The organism is Amycolatopsis sp. FU40, assembly GCF_021903635.1.
Lineage (GTDB): Bacteria > Actinomycetota > Actinomycetes > Mycobacteriales > Pseudonocardiaceae > Amycolatopsis > Amycolatopsis dendrobii.
The window spans coordinates 1-14,612 of record NZ_CP091380.1 but is presented as its reverse complement, the minus strand read 5'-3'; the positions used below and the strand labels follow the sequence as shown (position 1 = coordinate 14,612).

The 14,612-nt window shown below is 69.2% G+C and carries 16 protein-coding genes; 12 read left to right on the top strand and 4 right to left on the bottom strand.

The genetic code is table 11. The annotated features are described in order from the left end of the window. Positions 1-42 precede the first annotated feature (42 nt). The 4 genes from L3Q65_RS00385 (at position 43) to L3Q65_RS00370 (ending at position 2,047) form a co-directional block, all read left to right on the top strand. Positions 43-222: a hypothetical protein gene (locus L3Q65_RS00385; protein WP_237596491.1), complete on the top strand. Its 180-nt coding sequence runs from the start codon at positions 43-45 to the stop codon at positions 220-222. A gap of 480 nt (positions 223-702) precedes the next feature. Next, positions 703-1,344, top strand: a complete 642-nt coding sequence (locus L3Q65_RS00380) for a hypothetical protein (RefSeq protein ID WP_237596490.1) — start codon at positions 703-705, stop codon at positions 1,342-1,344. Further along, on the top strand, positions 1,341-1,556 hold the full coding sequence (locus L3Q65_RS00375; protein WP_237596489.1) for a hypothetical protein: 216 nt from the start codon (positions 1,341-1,343) through the stop codon (positions 1,554-1,556). The genes L3Q65_RS00380 and L3Q65_RS00375 overlap by 4 nt, the downstream gene beginning before the upstream one ends. Positions 1,557-1,633: 77 nt before the next feature. After that, on the top strand, positions 1,634-2,047 hold the full coding sequence (locus L3Q65_RS00370; RefSeq protein ID WP_237596488.1) for a hypothetical protein: 414 nt from the start codon (positions 1,634-1,636) through the stop codon (positions 2,045-2,047). 391 nt (positions 2,048-2,438) lie between these two features. On the opposite strand, the gene L3Q65_RS00365 is transcribed toward L3Q65_RS00370, so the two are convergent. From L3Q65_RS00365 to L3Q65_RS00350, 4 genes are all read right to left on the bottom strand, one after another. Beyond that, positions 2,439-5,735, bottom strand: a complete 3,297-nt coding sequence (locus L3Q65_RS00365; RefSeq protein ID WP_237596646.1) for an error-prone DNA polymerase — start codon at positions 5,733-5,735, stop codon at positions 2,439-2,441. 392 nt (positions 5,736-6,127) lie between these two features. Continuing rightward, positions 6,128-6,361 carry a cytochrome ubiquinol oxidase subunit I gene (locus L3Q65_RS00360; protein ID WP_237596487.1) on the bottom strand — a complete coding sequence of 78 codons (234 nt, stop codon included), beginning with the start codon at positions 6,359-6,361 and terminating at the stop codon, positions 6,128-6,130. A gap of 137 nt (positions 6,362-6,498) precedes the next feature. Then, complete coding sequence (locus L3Q65_RS00355; protein ID WP_237596486.1) at positions 6,499-6,819, bottom strand: hypothetical protein; 321 nt, start codon at positions 6,817-6,819, stop codon at positions 6,499-6,501. A 119-nt stretch (positions 6,820-6,938) separates the two neighbouring features. Further along, positions 6,939-7,538, bottom strand: a complete 600-nt coding sequence (locus tag L3Q65_RS00350) for a hypothetical protein (protein WP_237596485.1) — start codon at positions 7,536-7,538, stop codon at positions 6,939-6,941. A 126-nt stretch (positions 7,539-7,664) separates the two neighbouring features. On the opposite strand from L3Q65_RS00350, the gene L3Q65_RS00345 reads away from it, so the two are divergent. From L3Q65_RS00345 to L3Q65_RS00310, 8 genes are all read left to right on the top strand, one after another. Next, positions 7,665-9,524: a hypothetical protein gene (locus L3Q65_RS00345; RefSeq protein ID WP_237596484.1), complete on the top strand. Its 1,860-nt coding sequence runs from the start codon at positions 7,665-7,667 to the stop codon at positions 9,522-9,524. Continuing rightward, the gene (locus tag L3Q65_RS00340; RefSeq protein ID WP_237596483.1) at positions 9,521-10,105 is read left to right on the top strand and encodes a hypothetical protein; all 585 of its coding nucleotides are present in this window, start codon (positions 9,521-9,523) and stop codon (positions 10,103-10,105) included. Before L3Q65_RS00345 ends, L3Q65_RS00340 begins: the two co-directional genes overlap by 4 nt. Positions 10,106-10,183: 78 nt before the next feature. Then, positions 10,184-10,903: a hypothetical protein gene (locus L3Q65_RS00335; RefSeq protein ID WP_237596482.1), complete on the top strand. Its 720-nt coding sequence runs from the start codon at positions 10,184-10,186 to the stop codon at positions 10,901-10,903. Between the two features lie 108 nt (positions 10,904-11,011). Next, positions 11,012-11,248, top strand: coding sequence for a hypothetical protein (locus tag L3Q65_RS00330; protein WP_237596481.1), 237 nt, complete (start codon positions 11,012-11,014; stop codon positions 11,246-11,248). A gap of 419 nt (positions 11,249-11,667) precedes the next feature. Beyond that, positions 11,668-12,435, top strand: a complete 768-nt coding sequence (locus L3Q65_RS00325) for a hypothetical protein (protein ID WP_237596480.1) — start codon at positions 11,668-11,670, stop codon at positions 12,433-12,435. A 2-nt stretch (positions 12,436-12,437) separates the two neighbouring features. After that, complete coding sequence (locus tag L3Q65_RS00320; RefSeq protein ID WP_237596479.1) at positions 12,438-12,749, top strand: hypothetical protein; 312 nt, start codon at positions 12,438-12,440, stop codon at positions 12,747-12,749. Between the two features lie 149 nt (positions 12,750-12,898). Beyond that, a complete protein-coding gene (locus tag L3Q65_RS00315) occupies positions 12,899-13,216 on the top strand; it encodes a hypothetical protein (RefSeq protein WP_237596478.1) in 318 nt (105 codons plus the stop codon). Positions 13,217-13,272: 56 nt separating this feature from the next. Beyond that, the gene (locus tag L3Q65_RS00310) at positions 13,273-14,034 is read left to right on the top strand and encodes a hypothetical protein (protein ID WP_237596477.1); all 762 of its coding nucleotides are present in this window, start codon (positions 13,273-13,275) and stop codon (positions 14,032-14,034) included. Positions 14,035-14,612: the final 578 nt, after the last annotated feature.

The following is a 14,612-nucleotide window of genomic DNA, read 5'->3' as shown; positions in this document are numbered from 1 at the left end:
ACCGTCCCGGGAGGCGCGTGCACCGGAGGAAAGGACGGGTCCATGACCGCGCAGCGAAAGATCGAAGACGTCGTGTCCGGTGAGCAGATTGTGCAGGCCGACGGCCGGGGCGACCGCGTCCACGGCGTCGACCGCGACCGCGAGCAGGGCGCGGTGTTCGTTACCACCGACCGCCGACGCGATGTCCGCTTCGTCGTGGGCACTCGCGTCACGATCGTCTAGGAGCGAAACCGATGCCTGCGCTCACTCGACATGACGCCGGCTCGGCCGGCGCCTGGCTGCACGACGGGGCCGGATTCACGCTCGACCGGGCTGACGGCGCTGGCCGGGAGCCGGTCGGGGCGTGGGCCGAGGGCGACTTGGGGTATCGGACCGTCGCGGGCGTCCTCGGCGACTTGCTCGCTCCTGCCTCCCACGCCACGACCGCGGAGTCCTTGCGCCGCAAAGGAAACCGACACACGAACGCACGCCGGAACAATGTGAGAGGTTGCCTGTGATGACCGATTTGCGGTATGCCGCCCCGGACCCCCGGACGTGTGATCAGGAAGTGACGTGTCCTACCTGCCAGGGGGCCGGGACCTCCGGCCCCAGCCCCATTGCCCCCGGCGGTGTCGGGACCTGCGGTACATGCAGGGGGCGGAAGAAAGTCAGCCGGCAGCGGGCGGACTTCGAGAACAGCAAGCCGAGCCGGAGGGGCGCGCGATGAGCCGGGCGCAGGGGAGGCAGCCTTGGTCCGGTCAGGTACCTGCCGGTCTGTCCGTCACGAAGCTCGACGGGCTCGGGTGGCGCGTCGTTCACACCGCATCCGGATTGCCGCTGCACACGGCGTTCTTCCACCGCGAGGCCGATATCGGCCCGGCCTTGGACGAGATGGGCACCCTCGGCATCGACTGGAATCAGCCCGTCGACAAGGTCCGTGCCGACGCCGACTCGGCCGCCGGCAGGCGGAACGGCGGAGAAGGACTGGTCAAGCGCATCCTGACTCCTCCGGAGGAGCGCGAACGTCGTCGCCGAGTGGCCGCGAATTCCACCCGATACCTGCGGACACTCGAAGCCGCGGGCGAGCAGGTGATCGAGCAGGCGTCTCACGGCATGGCAGGCACGGTCTACGTTCTTACTTGTGGCTGCCAGCGGCTCTACAGCGTCGACATCATTTTCGGCGAACCGGTCGAGGACCTGGCGGTCCGTTGCGACCGGCACTTCGACCTGACGGTGCCAATCACATCGACGGACTTCGCCGTGATCCGCCGAGAACTGGTCCGCGCGTCCACCGCCGACCCGCCCGTCGTCAGCGATGCGTCCACGCGATCGGCTCCGGAGTCGCTGGCCGAGGCCCGGTCGTGAACGCCTGGCGCAGTCCTCGCCAGGTGCTCGCCGAGTTCCGCGAGGATTGGGCGTCTGCCGGCGAGGCCCTCGAACGCAACCGCCGGCGGAACGCCCGCGAGCGTGCGCGGGCCGAGGCGGCACCGCAGGAACCGGCCGAGGCCGATGAGGCGGCGATCGCGGCTACTGCGACGATCGCCGGGGCCGTCGCCAACATCATCGTCAACCAGTAATCGCCCGCGCCCTCTTTCCCTGTATGGCAACGAAACAACGCACATCTGACGCCTTCTCCAGCAGTGAGGACAGCACCATGACCAATTCCCTGGCCAATCCCGTCGCGGACGTCCTCGACGGATTCGGCGTCGCCGAGCAGGTCGCCGCGGAGGCCGGGCGCTGGCTGCAGGAGATGATCGACGACGCTTGCCGCGGATGGTCCGAGGAGTTCCACCGCGCCGCGATCGTCGAGCACTTGCGCCACGCGTGCGGCTGCTCGACCGCGACCGCGCTGGCCGCGCTGGACCGCATCGAACAGTCGGTGTTCGGCGGGGCTCGGGTGCCGGCCACGGACGTCCGCGATCGCTTCTGCGCCACGGACTCGGCAGTCTGGGACCGCGAGCTCAACCGGCACTGGTGCCACGGCTGCCGGAGCTGGACCGGCTCCGACATGCACGTCAACCTGCTCGGCCCGCTGTGGTGCCCGTGCGGGGAACGCCTCGTCCCGTAGCGCAGCGCCCGCCTGCCGACCTGACTCGCGCCGACCGGAAAGCGCACGCCTGCCGCTGAACTCCCCGTTTTCCCGGCTCGTGCGGACGGGAAAACGGTGTCCGGGCCGCAGCAGCAGTTGGCTGCCTGCCGTTGTAGGGTCTCGCCCTCGATGACATGTCGATCTTCGTTGACCAGCGGTTTCTCGGTCATCTCACGACGGTGTCAGCCAAGATCAGTCTCAAACCGGCTGCATTTCCTCGCCCGGACGGCCGACACGGCCCGATCGTTCAGGTCGCTGACCTGCGGAGTCTCAGTTGATCTGTCGTCGACGACGTCCGTGCGACATCGGTCGTGAGATTACGACACGAAGTTTGAGACCCTACAACAGCCGTCGTGGTTCCCGTTGAGGGCTAACGGAAGTCGCGAGAACCAGCGGAGAGCGACTTCAGGTCCAGGACGGAAATCTGGTCGGCTTGCAGGGATGCAGCGCCCTGGGAAACCTGGGCGGTCCCCCGCACGAGCAGGGCGGTGGCTCCGAGCAGCGCGGTGCGTTCGCGGTTCCACAGTCCTTGGCTGACGACGACGTTGACCATGCCTGTTTCGTCTTCCAGGTTGAGGAACGTGACGCCGCCTGCCGAGGCGGGGCGCTGGCGGTGCGTGACCGCGCCGCCGATCTTGACACGGGTGCCGTCCTCGACCTGCAGCAGTCGTTCGGCTGGGATGGCGCCGAGCCGTTCGAGGTAGGCGCGAAGGAACTCGACGGGATGGCTATCGGCGGTGACGCCGGTGGCCCACAGGTCGGCGGAAGCCAGTTCGAATGCCGTCATCCCCGGCAGGGCAGGAGCGTCGTGTCCGATCGGGAGGCCGGGCAGGTGCCCGGGGCGGGTGGTAGCGGCGGCTCCGGCGGCCCAGAGCGCTTGGCGGCGGTCGGGGCCGAGCGCGGTGAACACGCCGGCGGTGGCGAGGGCTTCGACGACGGGTTTGGTGAGCTGGACGCGGTCGGTGAGGTGCCCGATCGAGGTGTAGGGGCCGCCGGCGTCGCGGTCGGCGACGATCTGCTCGGCGACGGCCTGGCCGACGTGCCGGATCCCGGCCAGACCGAGGCGGATCGCGACGCCTCCAGCGCTGCCGGGGTCGGCCTCGAGGGTGGCGTGCGGGGCGGAGAGGTTGAGGTCGGGTTGGAGGGTGGCCACGCCGTGGCGGCGGGCGTCCGCCACCAGCGACTGCGGCGAGTAGAAGCCCATGGGCTGGGCGCGCAGCAGCCCGGCGCAGAACGCGGCCGGGTAGTAGAGCTTGAACCACGCCGACGCGTAGACGAGCAGCGCGAACGCCATGGAATGGGCTTCGGGGAAGCCGTAGCCGGCGAAGGCCTCGATCTGCTCGAAGATCCTGCGGGCCAGCGGGCGGGGGATGCCGGTGGCGTCGGTGCCGGCCACGAACCGCCCGGCCAGCCGCCGCATCTTCGCGGCCGAGCGTTTCGAGCCCATCGCGCGGCGCAGCTCGTCGGCCTCGCCCGGCGTGAAGCCCGCGCAGTCGCGGGCCAGCTGCATGACCTGCTCCTGGAACAACGGCACGCCGAGCGTCCGGTCCAGCGCGGCGGCCATCGACGGGTGCGGATGAGCCCAATTCTCTTCGCCGCGTCGGCGGCGGATGTAGGGATGCACCGACCCGCCCTGGATGGGGCCGGGCCGGATCAGCGCCACCTCGACCACCAGGTCGTAGAACTCCCGCGGCCGCAGCCGCGGCAATGTGTTGAGCTGGGCGCGGGACTCGACCTGGAAGACGCCGATCGCGTCGGCGTTGCAGAGCATGTCGTAGACCGCGTCGTCGGCCAGGTCCAGCTCGCCGAGGTCGACCCGGCGGCCGTGGTGCTCGGCGACCAGGTCGATCGTGTAGTGCAAGGCGGAGAGCATGCCGAGGCCGAGCAGGTCGAACTTGACCAGCCCGATCGAGGCGCAGTCGTCCTTGTCCCACTGCAGCACGCTGCGGTTTTCGGCGGTGGCCCATTCGACCGGGACGATCTCGCTGACTGGGGTGTCGGCGATGACCATCCCGCCGGAATGCACGCCGAGATGGCGCGGGGTGTCCTCCAGCCACGCGGCGAACTCGAGGACGTCGTCGGGGATGCCGTGCCCGCGCTGGTCCGGCTGTTTCGCCTGCGCGATGGAGCCCCACCGGTCGACCTGTTTGCCGAACGCGTCCTGCTGGCCTTGCGAGTAGCCGAGGGCTTTAGCGGCTTCGCGGACCGCGCTGCGGGATTTGTAGGTGATCACGTTCGCGACTTGCGCGGCGTGGAAGCGCCCGTGGGTTTCGTAGACGTACTGGATGGCTTCCTCGCGCCGGGCGGACTCGATGTCGACGTCGATGTCGGGCGGTCCATCGCGTTCGGGGGACAGGAAGCGCTCGAAAAGCAGATTCCACTTCACCGCGTCCACATTGGAGATTCGCAGTGCGAAACAGACCGCGCTGTTGGCGGCGGAGCCGCGGCCCTGGGCGAGGATCCCGCGCTCGCGGCAGAACCGCACGATGTCCCACACCACCAGGAAATAGCCGGGGAACCCGAGCTGCTCGATGATCCCGAGCTCGTGCTCGATCACGTCGTAGGCGCGCGGGTTGTTCGCGCGGGAGCCGTAGCGTTCGGCCGCGCCGGCGTAGGCGAGGTGGCGCAGGTACGCGGCCTCGCCGGGGAATTCGGGCGGGACGGGGAACGGCGGCAGCGACGGGGCGAGCAGGTCCAGCTCGAAAGAGACCTCGACGCCGAGCTGCGCGGCGCGCCCGACCGCGCCGGGGTAGCGGCGGAAGACGTCGGCCATCTCCGCTCCGGAGCGCAGGAACGCGACGTTGTCGGCGGGCAGCCACCCCTCCAGCTCGTCGATCGAGGTGTTCGCGCGGATCGCGGCGACCATGTCGGCGTGCCGGCCGCGGTCGGGATCGGTGTAGTGCACCGCGTTCGTCGCGATCGTCGGCAGCCCCAGGTCGGCGGCGATCCCGGCCAGCATGTCGTTGTGCGTCGAGTCGAGCGGCTGGCCGTGGTCGATCAGCTCCACCGCGACGTGCCCGGCCCCGAACCAGTCCGCTAGCCGCCGGACCTCGTCGGCGGCCGCGGCCGGGCCTTTCTCGGCCAGGGCGCGGCGGACCGCGCTCTTGCGGCAGCCGGTCGGGACCAGTACGTGCCCGCGCAGCTCCTCCACCAGCTCGTCCACGTCGTAGACCGGGCGGCCTTTCTCCCCGGCCAGCTGCGCGCGAGAGATCACCCGGCACAGCCGCCGGTAGCCCTCCAGGTTCCGGGCGATCGTCAGCAGGTGCGTCCCGGCCGGGTCCGCGACCCCGGACTGGCGGGCGGGCAGCCCCAGCGACAGCTCCGCCCCGAACCCGGTGCGCAGCCCCAGTTCCTTCGCGGCCTCGGCGAACCTGGCCGCCCCGTACATGCCGTCGTGGTCGGTGAGCACCAGCGCGTCCAGGCCATGCCGGACCGCCTCCTCCGCCAGCGCCTCCGGATGGTCCACGCCGTCCAGGAAGCTGAAGTTGCTGTGGCAGTGCAGCTCCGCGTACGGCACCCGCGGCTCGGCGCGCTCCGCGTCCGCCTTCGGAATCAGCCCGTCCGGGCGCCGGTATCCGTCCCGTTTGCGCGACACCGGCGCTTCCGCGGCCGCCCCCGGAGCAGGGGCGCGGCCGGACGCGAGCCGCTCCAGCTCCGACCACGACATCGGCCCGCCGTCGAACCCGGCCACGACACACTCCCGCTGCTATCCGGTCGCCGCGGGGAAGGTCGGCAGACATGCTGGTCGAACATATGTACCCGTCAAGGGATGCCGCGATCGTGCGCCTGACGTGGCCTGATCGCAAGATGGCCGCCCTCACACTGCGCTGAACGGGTGAAGGTCGCAGACTTCGCGGCGTGCGGTGGCCCGGGTTGTAGCACGGATCCGATGTAGTGGTCATGAGGTGCGAGAACGCGGAAGCCCGGGTGCGCCGCCTGCTGGCCGCCTGGCGGCCACCAGTTCGTCGCGCCGCGGAAACCCCGGGACCATCGAGGAACCTCGATTCGCATAGGAACGGATACCAGGCCGAGGCTGTGCAGGCGACGCTGCTCGTTCCCTCATTCGCTGCCCTGAACGGGTTGGTCCGGCCAACCGAAGAGCTGGAGATCCATACCCAGGGCGGAGTAGTTGTACCATTCGGCTTCGGCGGCGGCGAGGTGTTCGTCGGTGACAGGCTGGTGCCCGGGTGCTGGGAAGCCCGCAGGGGTGACTTCGTCGGCCTGCTGGTCGGCGATCTCCTGCGCGTGCCCTTTGATCCACTCGTCTTTGTCGAAGCTTCCGGTCGGGGGCATCGGGAGGCGCCTTTCTCGTGGCAGCGGTCGCCGTTGCGGCCTTGCCAGTGTGTCGCATCTGCCAGACGGATCCTGGTTCGCCACAGCCAGGAACCAAGGCGCGCGGACAGGGCTGCGGTGCCGGGCGTGCGGTGGACTTAGAAAGGCGGGTCTTCAGCGAATCCGGTCGTCTGCTGACGTTGTCGGTCCAGATTGCGTGCTTGGTGTTCCGGGATCGCGCGGACGGCCACTTCGGTCGAGTCGTTGTCGTCGACGGCGACCAGGGCGTAGCGGCGGCCGCGGGAGACGACGAGGTGAAGGGCCGGTCTCGGCGGCGGGTCGGGGAGAGGTTCGGCCTCGACGTTCTCAAGCGCCGCTTGGACGAGCCAGGCCGCGACGGCGACGGCTTCCCAGTGTCGTGTCCGGCCGGGGTCGTAGGGATTGGAGCGGCAGAACACTTCGACGTCTGTCGCGTGCATGGCAGATCCTTTCCGCGCCAAGAAGAAAACGTCGGTCGGCCGGATCCCCGTGCCGGCCGAGGCGTGGTGTGCGGAGCCGCGGCAGAAACGTCTCGCGGGCTTTCGTTCCGCCTGCCGATTCAAGGATGTGGCGGCTGAGTGGGCGTGGGACGGGTGGAAGGGAACATGTCGCAGGTGGCGCGGACCAGGGCGGCGCGGAGGAGGTCGCCGGGGGTGATGATCTGGGAGGCGAGCTCCTCGCGGTCGGGATGGTCGTTGGGGTAAGCGGCGAGCTCCTGGAGTGCGCGGGTGGCAGGGGCGCTGGCGTGGTGGGTGGCGCGCTGGAGACGGACGGCCAGGTGGTCGTCGAGCCGGACCTGGAGGCGTCCGGTCCACTTGCGGCCCGAGTTGTTGCGGGAGCCGAGGGGGCGTCCGGGGACGCTGGGGGCGGGGGGCCAGTTGTCGTGGTCCCAGCCGCGCTCGATCATCTCGAGGTGCAGGTGGCAGGTGATGATCGCGTCGGCCGTGTCTAGCAGCACCCCGGCGCGGCGAAGCGTGTTGCGCTCCTCGTAGAGGTCTTCGAGCGCGGCGCGACGCTCGCCGACGTCCTCGATGGCGGCGACCGCGTCGCGCCTGGGGCGCCACCAGCCGGCGAGGACGCGGGCGGCGTTGACGCGGGTCTTGAATGCCAGCGCGAGAACGAGGTCGGGCTCGGCGGCGACGGCGAATTTGATCCCCATGGACCGGCATTCTATCTTCCACGATAGAATAGGCCGTGTGAGGCCCCGCACGCCTGGGGCCGTTGCCGGTACGGTCCGATGTTTCCGCTGGTCGGAGACGGGGTCGCGGGACAGGGAGGGACTCTGGTGTCGGAAGAGCGGGAGCCGTGGGCCGGGCCGGACACGGAGGCGCACCGGCTGGTGCACCAGGCGCAGGCCGAGGTGCTGGCGGCGGCACGGCAGCTGCGCCGTGCGGCGCGGTTCGGGTCGTGGACGGGGCCGTGGACCGACACGGTGGAGCTGCTGCGCTCGGTCGCCACAGGCCTGCGTCGCCTGGAGGAGATCGGCGGGGCGGACCCGGCGGAAGCCGCGGAGTGGGAACCGTGCTACTGGTGCGGGCGCCCGGCCGGGGAACGAGTGCAGGGTCGTTCGGGGCACCGGCGGTGCGCGGTCCGCGCCCACGACGCCCCGGCATCCGGGACGGAGCCGGACGCGGAAGCGCTCACGCGATTCGCGCGCGCTGTGCAGCTCCGGTTCCCGGACGCGACAGGCCAGGAGATCGCCGAAATGTTCACCTCCGCCGTTGCCGACTCCGGAACCCAGGCCACGCACCTCGGCGCCGCCGCCCTCGAGGGCTCTGAAACCGAGGCTGCCGCCGCGCCCGCCGACACCACGGCGAACCGCAGCGCCGCGACCGCTGAGGCCGCGTCCGGCCAGCCCGCTCCGCAGGCCGATGCAGCCGACGGACAAGCAACGGAGGCACAGACGGGAAACGCCGCCGAGGCCGCTCCGGAAGAGCCTGCCAGGGCACAGGAGTCCGGCCCGGACGAGCGGGACCTGGACGAGCTGGAGATCGCGACCCGCACGATCCGTCATGCCGATGCGTTCCCGGACGCCACGGACGCCGACATCGCCGTCGGGTTGCAGCTGTTCCATCAGGAGCTGACGGTCTCGGGCACAGCGGTGCACCTGGTGCGGTCGCCCGCGCACAGCGGCAGGGTGCTCTACGACCGGCTGGTGGCCGTGAACGGCGCGAAGATGAAAGCCCCGGAGGCGCTGCGGAGCGAGAAGGTCTGGGCCATCACCGGCCCGGGCCACGCGCGGGGGGAAGGGCTGGTGCGGCCGCTGGGGTTCGTCAACAGCGAGCTGCTGCCGCGGGTGGGGCAGTGGATCACCCAGACCGACGTCAACGCCCAGTACCTGGCGGTGGTGGAGACCCCGCTCGGCGACGGAGAACCGCAGGAACTGGACCTGGCCGCGATCCGCGCCCTGTCCGATGCCGATCGCGAGGACGTGCTCAAGTCGCCTGGCTACGCACACGTAGCGGGCAAGCCGGATCTGTCAGGCGCGCCGGTGTGGGTGCGGGCATCACTGGCCCACGTGACCGCCGGGTCGTGGGTTGCCCTGCCGGTGGTTGCCTATCTGCGCAAGACCCACGGAATCCAGCTGCGCCTCGACGAGATCATCTACTGGGGCGCTGGACATCGCGGCCCGCGGCTGCGGGCGTGGGGCCGTCCGGTTCGCACCGCCCGCGAGAAGCTGCTGGGCATGGGCGTCGAGAGCCTCCCGGTCCTGTACGCGGCGCATCTGATCAAGGCGGTGTACGCAGGGTTTCTCGGCGGGGAGACCCGGAGCAAGAAGCACAACCGGACCGCAGACGGCGAAGCCAGCGGAACGCTGCGCCCGGACTGGAACGACATGATCGTGGCGACGGCGCGGCTGAACGTGTTCCGCGCGTTGGACAAGTTCGCCGCGCCCCTTGAGATCGCCCCGCTGGGCGGGGTCACTGACTCGCTGTGGTGGCTCGCGGACAACCCGGAGCCCTTCACCCCGGCGGGATGGGAGATGCCCGACAACCGCCAGCCTGGGAAATGGAAGCTCGACCGGCACGTCCAGGTGACCGAAGAGATCGTGGCCGCGCACGCGACCGGAAGCCAGGCCCGGCTGAACCAGGCGATCAAGGACGAGTGGGACCGCATGCAGGCACTGCGAGGGGATGACCGATGAGGCTGCTGCCCCCGGCGAAGATCGAGTCCTTCGGGGACAACCCGTCCTACCCGGAGGCGGTCGCCGCGATCCGCGCCGAGCACGGCCGCGCTGCCTCGCACTGGGTGGCCGACAGGCTGGGACTCAGCCAGCGGCAGGCGCGCCGGTACCTCTCGCCGCAGCCGCCGAACGCGCGGCGCCCGGACGTCGTCGCACTGGCCCCCCGGCTGCGCGTGGCGGAAGGCCGGCTGCGCCGCACGTTGAAGACGACCTCGGGCACGATCGAGGTCAACTACTCGCCCTCAGGACCCACCCGATCGGTCCCGGACATCGACGCGACCGCCGGGCTGCGCGACTACCTGACAGCGGCGGCGGACTACCTGGCCGACGGCGAGCGCCACCTGGCCGCGGCGGAGTTCGAGCAGTACATCCTGATCGGCTACGGCGGCGGATCGCTGCCGGAGGAGATGAGCATCGTCGCCTACCTCGGCGGGATCGACCTGGTCCTCGACGACGGCGTCCTCACCGCCCAGCAAGGCGACTTCGACGAACTTGACGACGAGGACGGCGACTGGGACGGAGAGGACGTTCCGTTGTTCTGATGTTCTGACCGTTGGCACCGCAACCTGCGGCAATACGGAGAGCCGAGTGCCGCTGTGCGGCGAAGGAAAGGGCGTCGAATGAACGACTGCGGACCGCGGCACACCGCCTCGGGCCAAACGCCGGCGGCAGCGGAATGCCCTGCAACACGCCTCACAGCCGACCAGATCGCCGAGATGCGGGAACGTGCGGGCAGAACGACGTCCTCGTTCATCGACCCAGCGCAGCTGGGCAGGGTCGAGCGTTTCGTCTCCGGCCGGCACAGGTGGGCATCGGCGATCCTCGGCAAGCCGTTCCGCCTGCGGGCGATGACCCATCGCGAACTGACGCTGCTCGACCTCGCTGCGCACGCCGAGCCTGCACCGCCCGAACCCGTCCACCGGGTCCCGGAGGAGCCAGGAGCCGCTTCCGTCGAGCCCGATCGTGCGGCCGCCGTCCGCGCCGGAGCGGCCGCATACGAGTGGGCGAGACTGGCCGCAGCGCTGCCGGTGCGAGCGTCGGTGGCCTACAACTACTCCGGCCCCCACCACTACGAGTTCCACGTTTCCGGTGCCGACCACATCATCGTGCGCGAGCCATTGCATCTGGGCCGCCTGCACCGGGCCGCCGGCCGTTCGCTGTGCTGGACGCCCTCGAGAGCCAAACACCTGCTGTTCGATCTCGACGACCCAACCAATCACGATCGCGTGCCGACCTGCAAACCATGCCTGCGAACGGCATACCGTATCGCCAGCCTCAACCCCGCCCGTTCCCTGCTGCATTCCCCCGAACTGCGCGATAGAGCACCTCGCCTCCGATGAGGCTTCTCCGCGCTATCCGCCAGCACGCCATGCGCGGTTCGATAGGCCAGCGGATTGGTTTGCCGTTTGCCCAGCGATGTGGCTTGCGGGAGTGGCCACTATCGGCTCATGACAACTGCTCCGCACGGTCCGGTTCCTGTTCAGACAGATACGGTTCTGCTGGTCGCGTTGCTGCTCACGGCAGAGTGCTACCTGCTTACCTCCGGCTACGAGGTCGGCACCACCATGATGGTGGCGGCGACAGCCGTATTTCTCGCCAACGCGGCGACAGCCCGCACCGCCGCGGCCGCGGCCCGGCGCGTTGTTGCGGTGCTGAGGCTTCTGGTCAACCAGTTCTCCCCGTGAGCGTCTGAACCCTGTTGCAGCACAGCAATTCCAGGTGCTCCGAGCATGCCTCCGAACAAAACACGGCGCTTCCTCGGAACTGGCCACGTGAATCGGTTCCGTCGCTGAGCCTATTGCCTGACGGACGGCATCTTTTCCGGCGGGGGCTCTTCGCGCGTCTCTGCTCAGCGAGTAGTCGGCTGCCCTGGTGCGCGTTGGTTCCTGGATGTCGTGAATTTCTCGGGAAACACGTTCGAGGCAACTGGAAACAGCTGCGCCGTTCCACTGTGTTCTTTCGCGAGAGATAGTCGGCGCAATGAACATGCTGTGCGCCGGGTCTGCCCGGATCCGGCCGGCGTAATGCTGCGGGCAGGCCGCGGTCGCACAGGTGCTTCATCGGGCTTGGTGCAGCACACCTATCGCGTTAAGGACCGCAGCGAATGCAGCGACTGATCGTCGGCTCCACCGCCATGCGACACCACCTTGCGGGCTGCCGCGAGCCTAAAGACCTGGACGTTCTGTCTCCTGACCGGGGCGACGCCGACGAGGCGTTCTGGCACGACCAGTTCGCCTCCTGGATCCCTCCCGGATGCGACCGGATCGCCGGTCTCGACGAGCTGTACACGCTGAAGGTGAGCCATTCCTACTGGGATCTCGGCGGCGGCAGCTGGGAGAAGCACATCGGCGACGCGGCGGCGCTCAAGGCTGCGGGTGCTCGCCTCGACCTTGAGCTTCACCGGATGCTCTACGGCGTTTGGGAAGGCAAGCACGGGCGCAAGCGTGTCGACCTGAGCATGGAGGCCGACGATTTCTTCGACGACGCGGTGCACCGCATCTACGACCACGACAGCATCCATTCCAGCGTCGCCTACGGCACCGCCCCGATGTACGAAGCGGTCCTGCGGGACGGCCGCAGCGTCGCGGTCGACATGGACAAGGTCCGGGCATTGAGCTTCGAGGACCGGCTGAAGCTGTACCGCGAGGAGATCTACGCGACAGCGCTGGAGCGGAAGGTGATCCCGAGCGGGTACCGGTGTTCGCCGCGGGCCGCCTACGCCTTCGCGCTGAAGCGGACGATCACGTCGCTGACAAAAGGCTGGTCGGCGCGGTTTCTCGTCGAGAACTACGACACCCTGCGGGCGCCGGACATCGACTACGTCGCCCGGCACCGCAGCAACTCTCACAAACTGATCCGACTGGACGGGTGACCATGGACAAAGCAGACATCGAAAAGGCGCTGGAAACGCACGGGGGAAACGACTCCTGGGAGTTCTGGGACGACCTGCGATTCGATTGTTCCAGCTCGGGCATCCGCGCTGTCAGTGTCGTAGAAGGACTCGGTCGCGTCGAGGTGCTGGAGTACACACGAGAAGACGCACGGGAAGGCGGGTGCCGGCTGGTGCTGCGCGTCGGCGAACGCTACTTCGCCAAACACGGCTACTACAGCTCGTTCGAGGGCTCCAACGTATGGGACGGCCTTTTCCGGGAGGTCTCGCCGGTCACGAAGACCGTCTACGAATGACGACGCAGGGCCGCGAGCGGCCGGTCATCGCGGTGCGGCCAATGCGGGCCGGACCTGCTGCAGCGGTCTCGGCGAGTTCGGGGAGCTGCGGGCCGCCGAGCCGCCCGCGTCTCCCCTGATCGATGCCCGACAACGCAAGGAGCGCCCTCATGCTGGACCTCGAGCCGTTCCGGACCGCCGAGACCATCCGCTGGGTGCGGCACACCGAATTCGTGCCGCACTCCGGCGACGACGGGAACCTCGTCACCGGCACGGGACAGTCGATCCCGCTCGACACGTGGACACCGCAATCGCGCCCACGGTGGAATCCCCGTTCGGACGAACGCGAAAACGTCGCGCGGCCGCCGGTCAGCGACCAGACCGGAATGGTCTCCGTGGATCCGGAGACACTGGACGACGTCCACTCGGCTATCCGGGCGTGGTGCGAGGCCAACCTCGGCCGCACCGACGTCATCTTCGACGACTGACCGCGTCCGCCGGACGCGCATGCGCAGCCCATGCGGACGGAGGCAGGATGCACGGCGTGCCCGATTCTTCTTCCCCGCCCGCGCCGCAGCCCGCTCCGGAGGACGAGGCCCGCCGGATCGGCGCGCATTTCGACCGTGTCCAGCCGCACCCGTGGGAAACCGCGGGATCGGACGTGTCGCCGTGGGGCCAGGCCCGGGTGTGCCGGGTCGGGACAGGGCGAGTGTTGCACGTCGTGGGCGCCAGCGAGATGGCCGAGCGGCTGCGAGACCTCTACAGCGCCGGCGCGATCGTGGGCTGGCAGCTGCAGCCCATGGATCAGTCCCGCACGCCGCTGGAGGAGTACGAGTCCGAGTTCGCCGCGATCGGGAAGCAGGACGGCGGCAGCCGCGGCTACCACCAGCTGCGGCAAGCCGGGTTTGCCTTCGGCGAGGAAGTCGCCGCATGCCCGGACGAGGCACTGCTGAAGATCCGTAACATCGGCCAGGCGACGCTGGACAAGATCCGACGGATCGTCGGCGGGCCGCCCGCCCCGTCGACCCGCGCCACGGCACCGGACCACCACCGCGAGCCGACGGCACCCGGGCAGATCCTGAACGGCCGGCTGAGCGCGTCGACCCTGGCCCGGTATCCCGACCTCGTCCGTGGGCTCGCCGCTTCCGGCATGCCGGCGTCCGCGCTGGAGACGATCGCGCAGTCCCTCGAACGCGAGGCCGTTCCTCCTGCGGACCAGCTCGTCACGCTGCTGCTGGAGACTGCCGGGCAGACCCGGCTGCTCGACATGTACCGCGCCACCCACCAGGAGAAGAGCCCGCAGTAGCACCGCTCGCAACCCTTCGGCGGTGGTTTCGGTGGTTGTGTGGTGTGGGGCGGAGCCCGTTTGTGTGGTGGTGGGGGTTTGGGCAGAACGTCGTTTCTATCTTCCCGGATAGAGTTGGGTGGGCTGGGTGTGCCGGGGTGTGGGTGCCGGCGGGCGTGTGCGGGGTTGCGGGGCGGTGGTGTTGGTCGGGGGAGGTGTGTGGTTGGTGGATGTGTTGCGGGGCAAGGGGTGTAGGTGAAAGTGTTGCGGGGCAACGGTTGTGGCGAAGCCACGACAGGGTGGGGGGTGGAATCGTTGCGGAGCAACGGTTTCCGTGTTTCTGCTCGGTGCGCGCAGCGCGCCGGGTGAGCCGGTTGTGCAGGCACGGCAACGGGTCTGCCGCTCGCGCAACGCGCGGGCGCAGGCGGAGAATCCGCCTGTTTTCTTTCATGCCAACGTATCCATAATGGACAGTGTGAAACACGTTGGCAGACAACATGATCCTTCTTTTAAGTCTCCACATTAGACAAATGATCCCTTAGGGAATCGTTGCGAAGCAATGATTTTGCCTTTGGATTGGGCGAAGCCCCAATCCCTGA

Bases quoted from the DNA above. Each gene is read 5' to 3' on its own strand.
- L3Q65_RS00385 (WP_237596491.1), top strand. From the start codon at position 43: ATGACCGCGCAGCGAAAGATCGAAGACGTCGTGTCCGGTGAGCAGATT.
- L3Q65_RS00380 (WP_237596490.1), top strand. From the start codon at position 703: ATGAGCCGGGCGCAGGGGAGGCAGCCTTGGTCCGGTCAGGTACCTGCC.
- L3Q65_RS00370 (WP_237596488.1), top strand. From the start codon at position 1,634: ATGACCAATTCCCTGGCCAATCCCGTCGCGGACGTCCTCGACGGATTC.
- L3Q65_RS00365 (WP_237596646.1), bottom strand. From the start codon at position 5,735: ATGTCGTGGTCGGAGCTGGAGCGGCTCGCGTCCGGCCGCGCCCCTGCT.
- L3Q65_RS00360 (WP_237596487.1), bottom strand. From the start codon at position 6,361: ATGCCCCCGACCGGAAGCTTCGACAAAGACGAGTGGATCAAAGGGCAC.
- L3Q65_RS00355 (WP_237596486.1), bottom strand. From the start codon at position 6,819: ATGCACGCGACAGACGTCGAAGTGTTCTGCCGCTCCAATCCCTACGAC.
- L3Q65_RS00350 (WP_237596485.1), bottom strand. From the start codon at position 7,538: ATGGGGATCAAATTCGCCGTCGCCGCCGAGCCCGACCTCGTTCTCGCG.
- L3Q65_RS00340 (WP_237596483.1), top strand. From the start codon at position 9,521: ATGAGGCTGCTGCCCCCGGCGAAGATCGAGTCCTTCGGGGACAACCCG.
- L3Q65_RS00335 (WP_237596482.1), top strand. From the start codon at position 10,184: ATGAACGACTGCGGACCGCGGCACACCGCCTCGGGCCAAACGCCGGCG.
- L3Q65_RS00330 (WP_237596481.1), top strand. From the start codon at position 11,012: ATGACAACTGCTCCGCACGGTCCGGTTCCTGTTCAGACAGATACGGTT.
- L3Q65_RS00325 (WP_237596480.1), top strand. From the start codon at position 11,668: ATGCAGCGACTGATCGTCGGCTCCACCGCCATGCGACACCACCTTGCG.
- L3Q65_RS00320 (WP_237596479.1), top strand. From the start codon at position 12,438: ATGGACAAAGCAGACATCGAAAAGGCGCTGGAAACGCACGGGGGAAAC.
- L3Q65_RS00315 (WP_237596478.1), top strand. From the start codon at position 12,899: ATGCTGGACCTCGAGCCGTTCCGGACCGCCGAGACCATCCGCTGGGTG.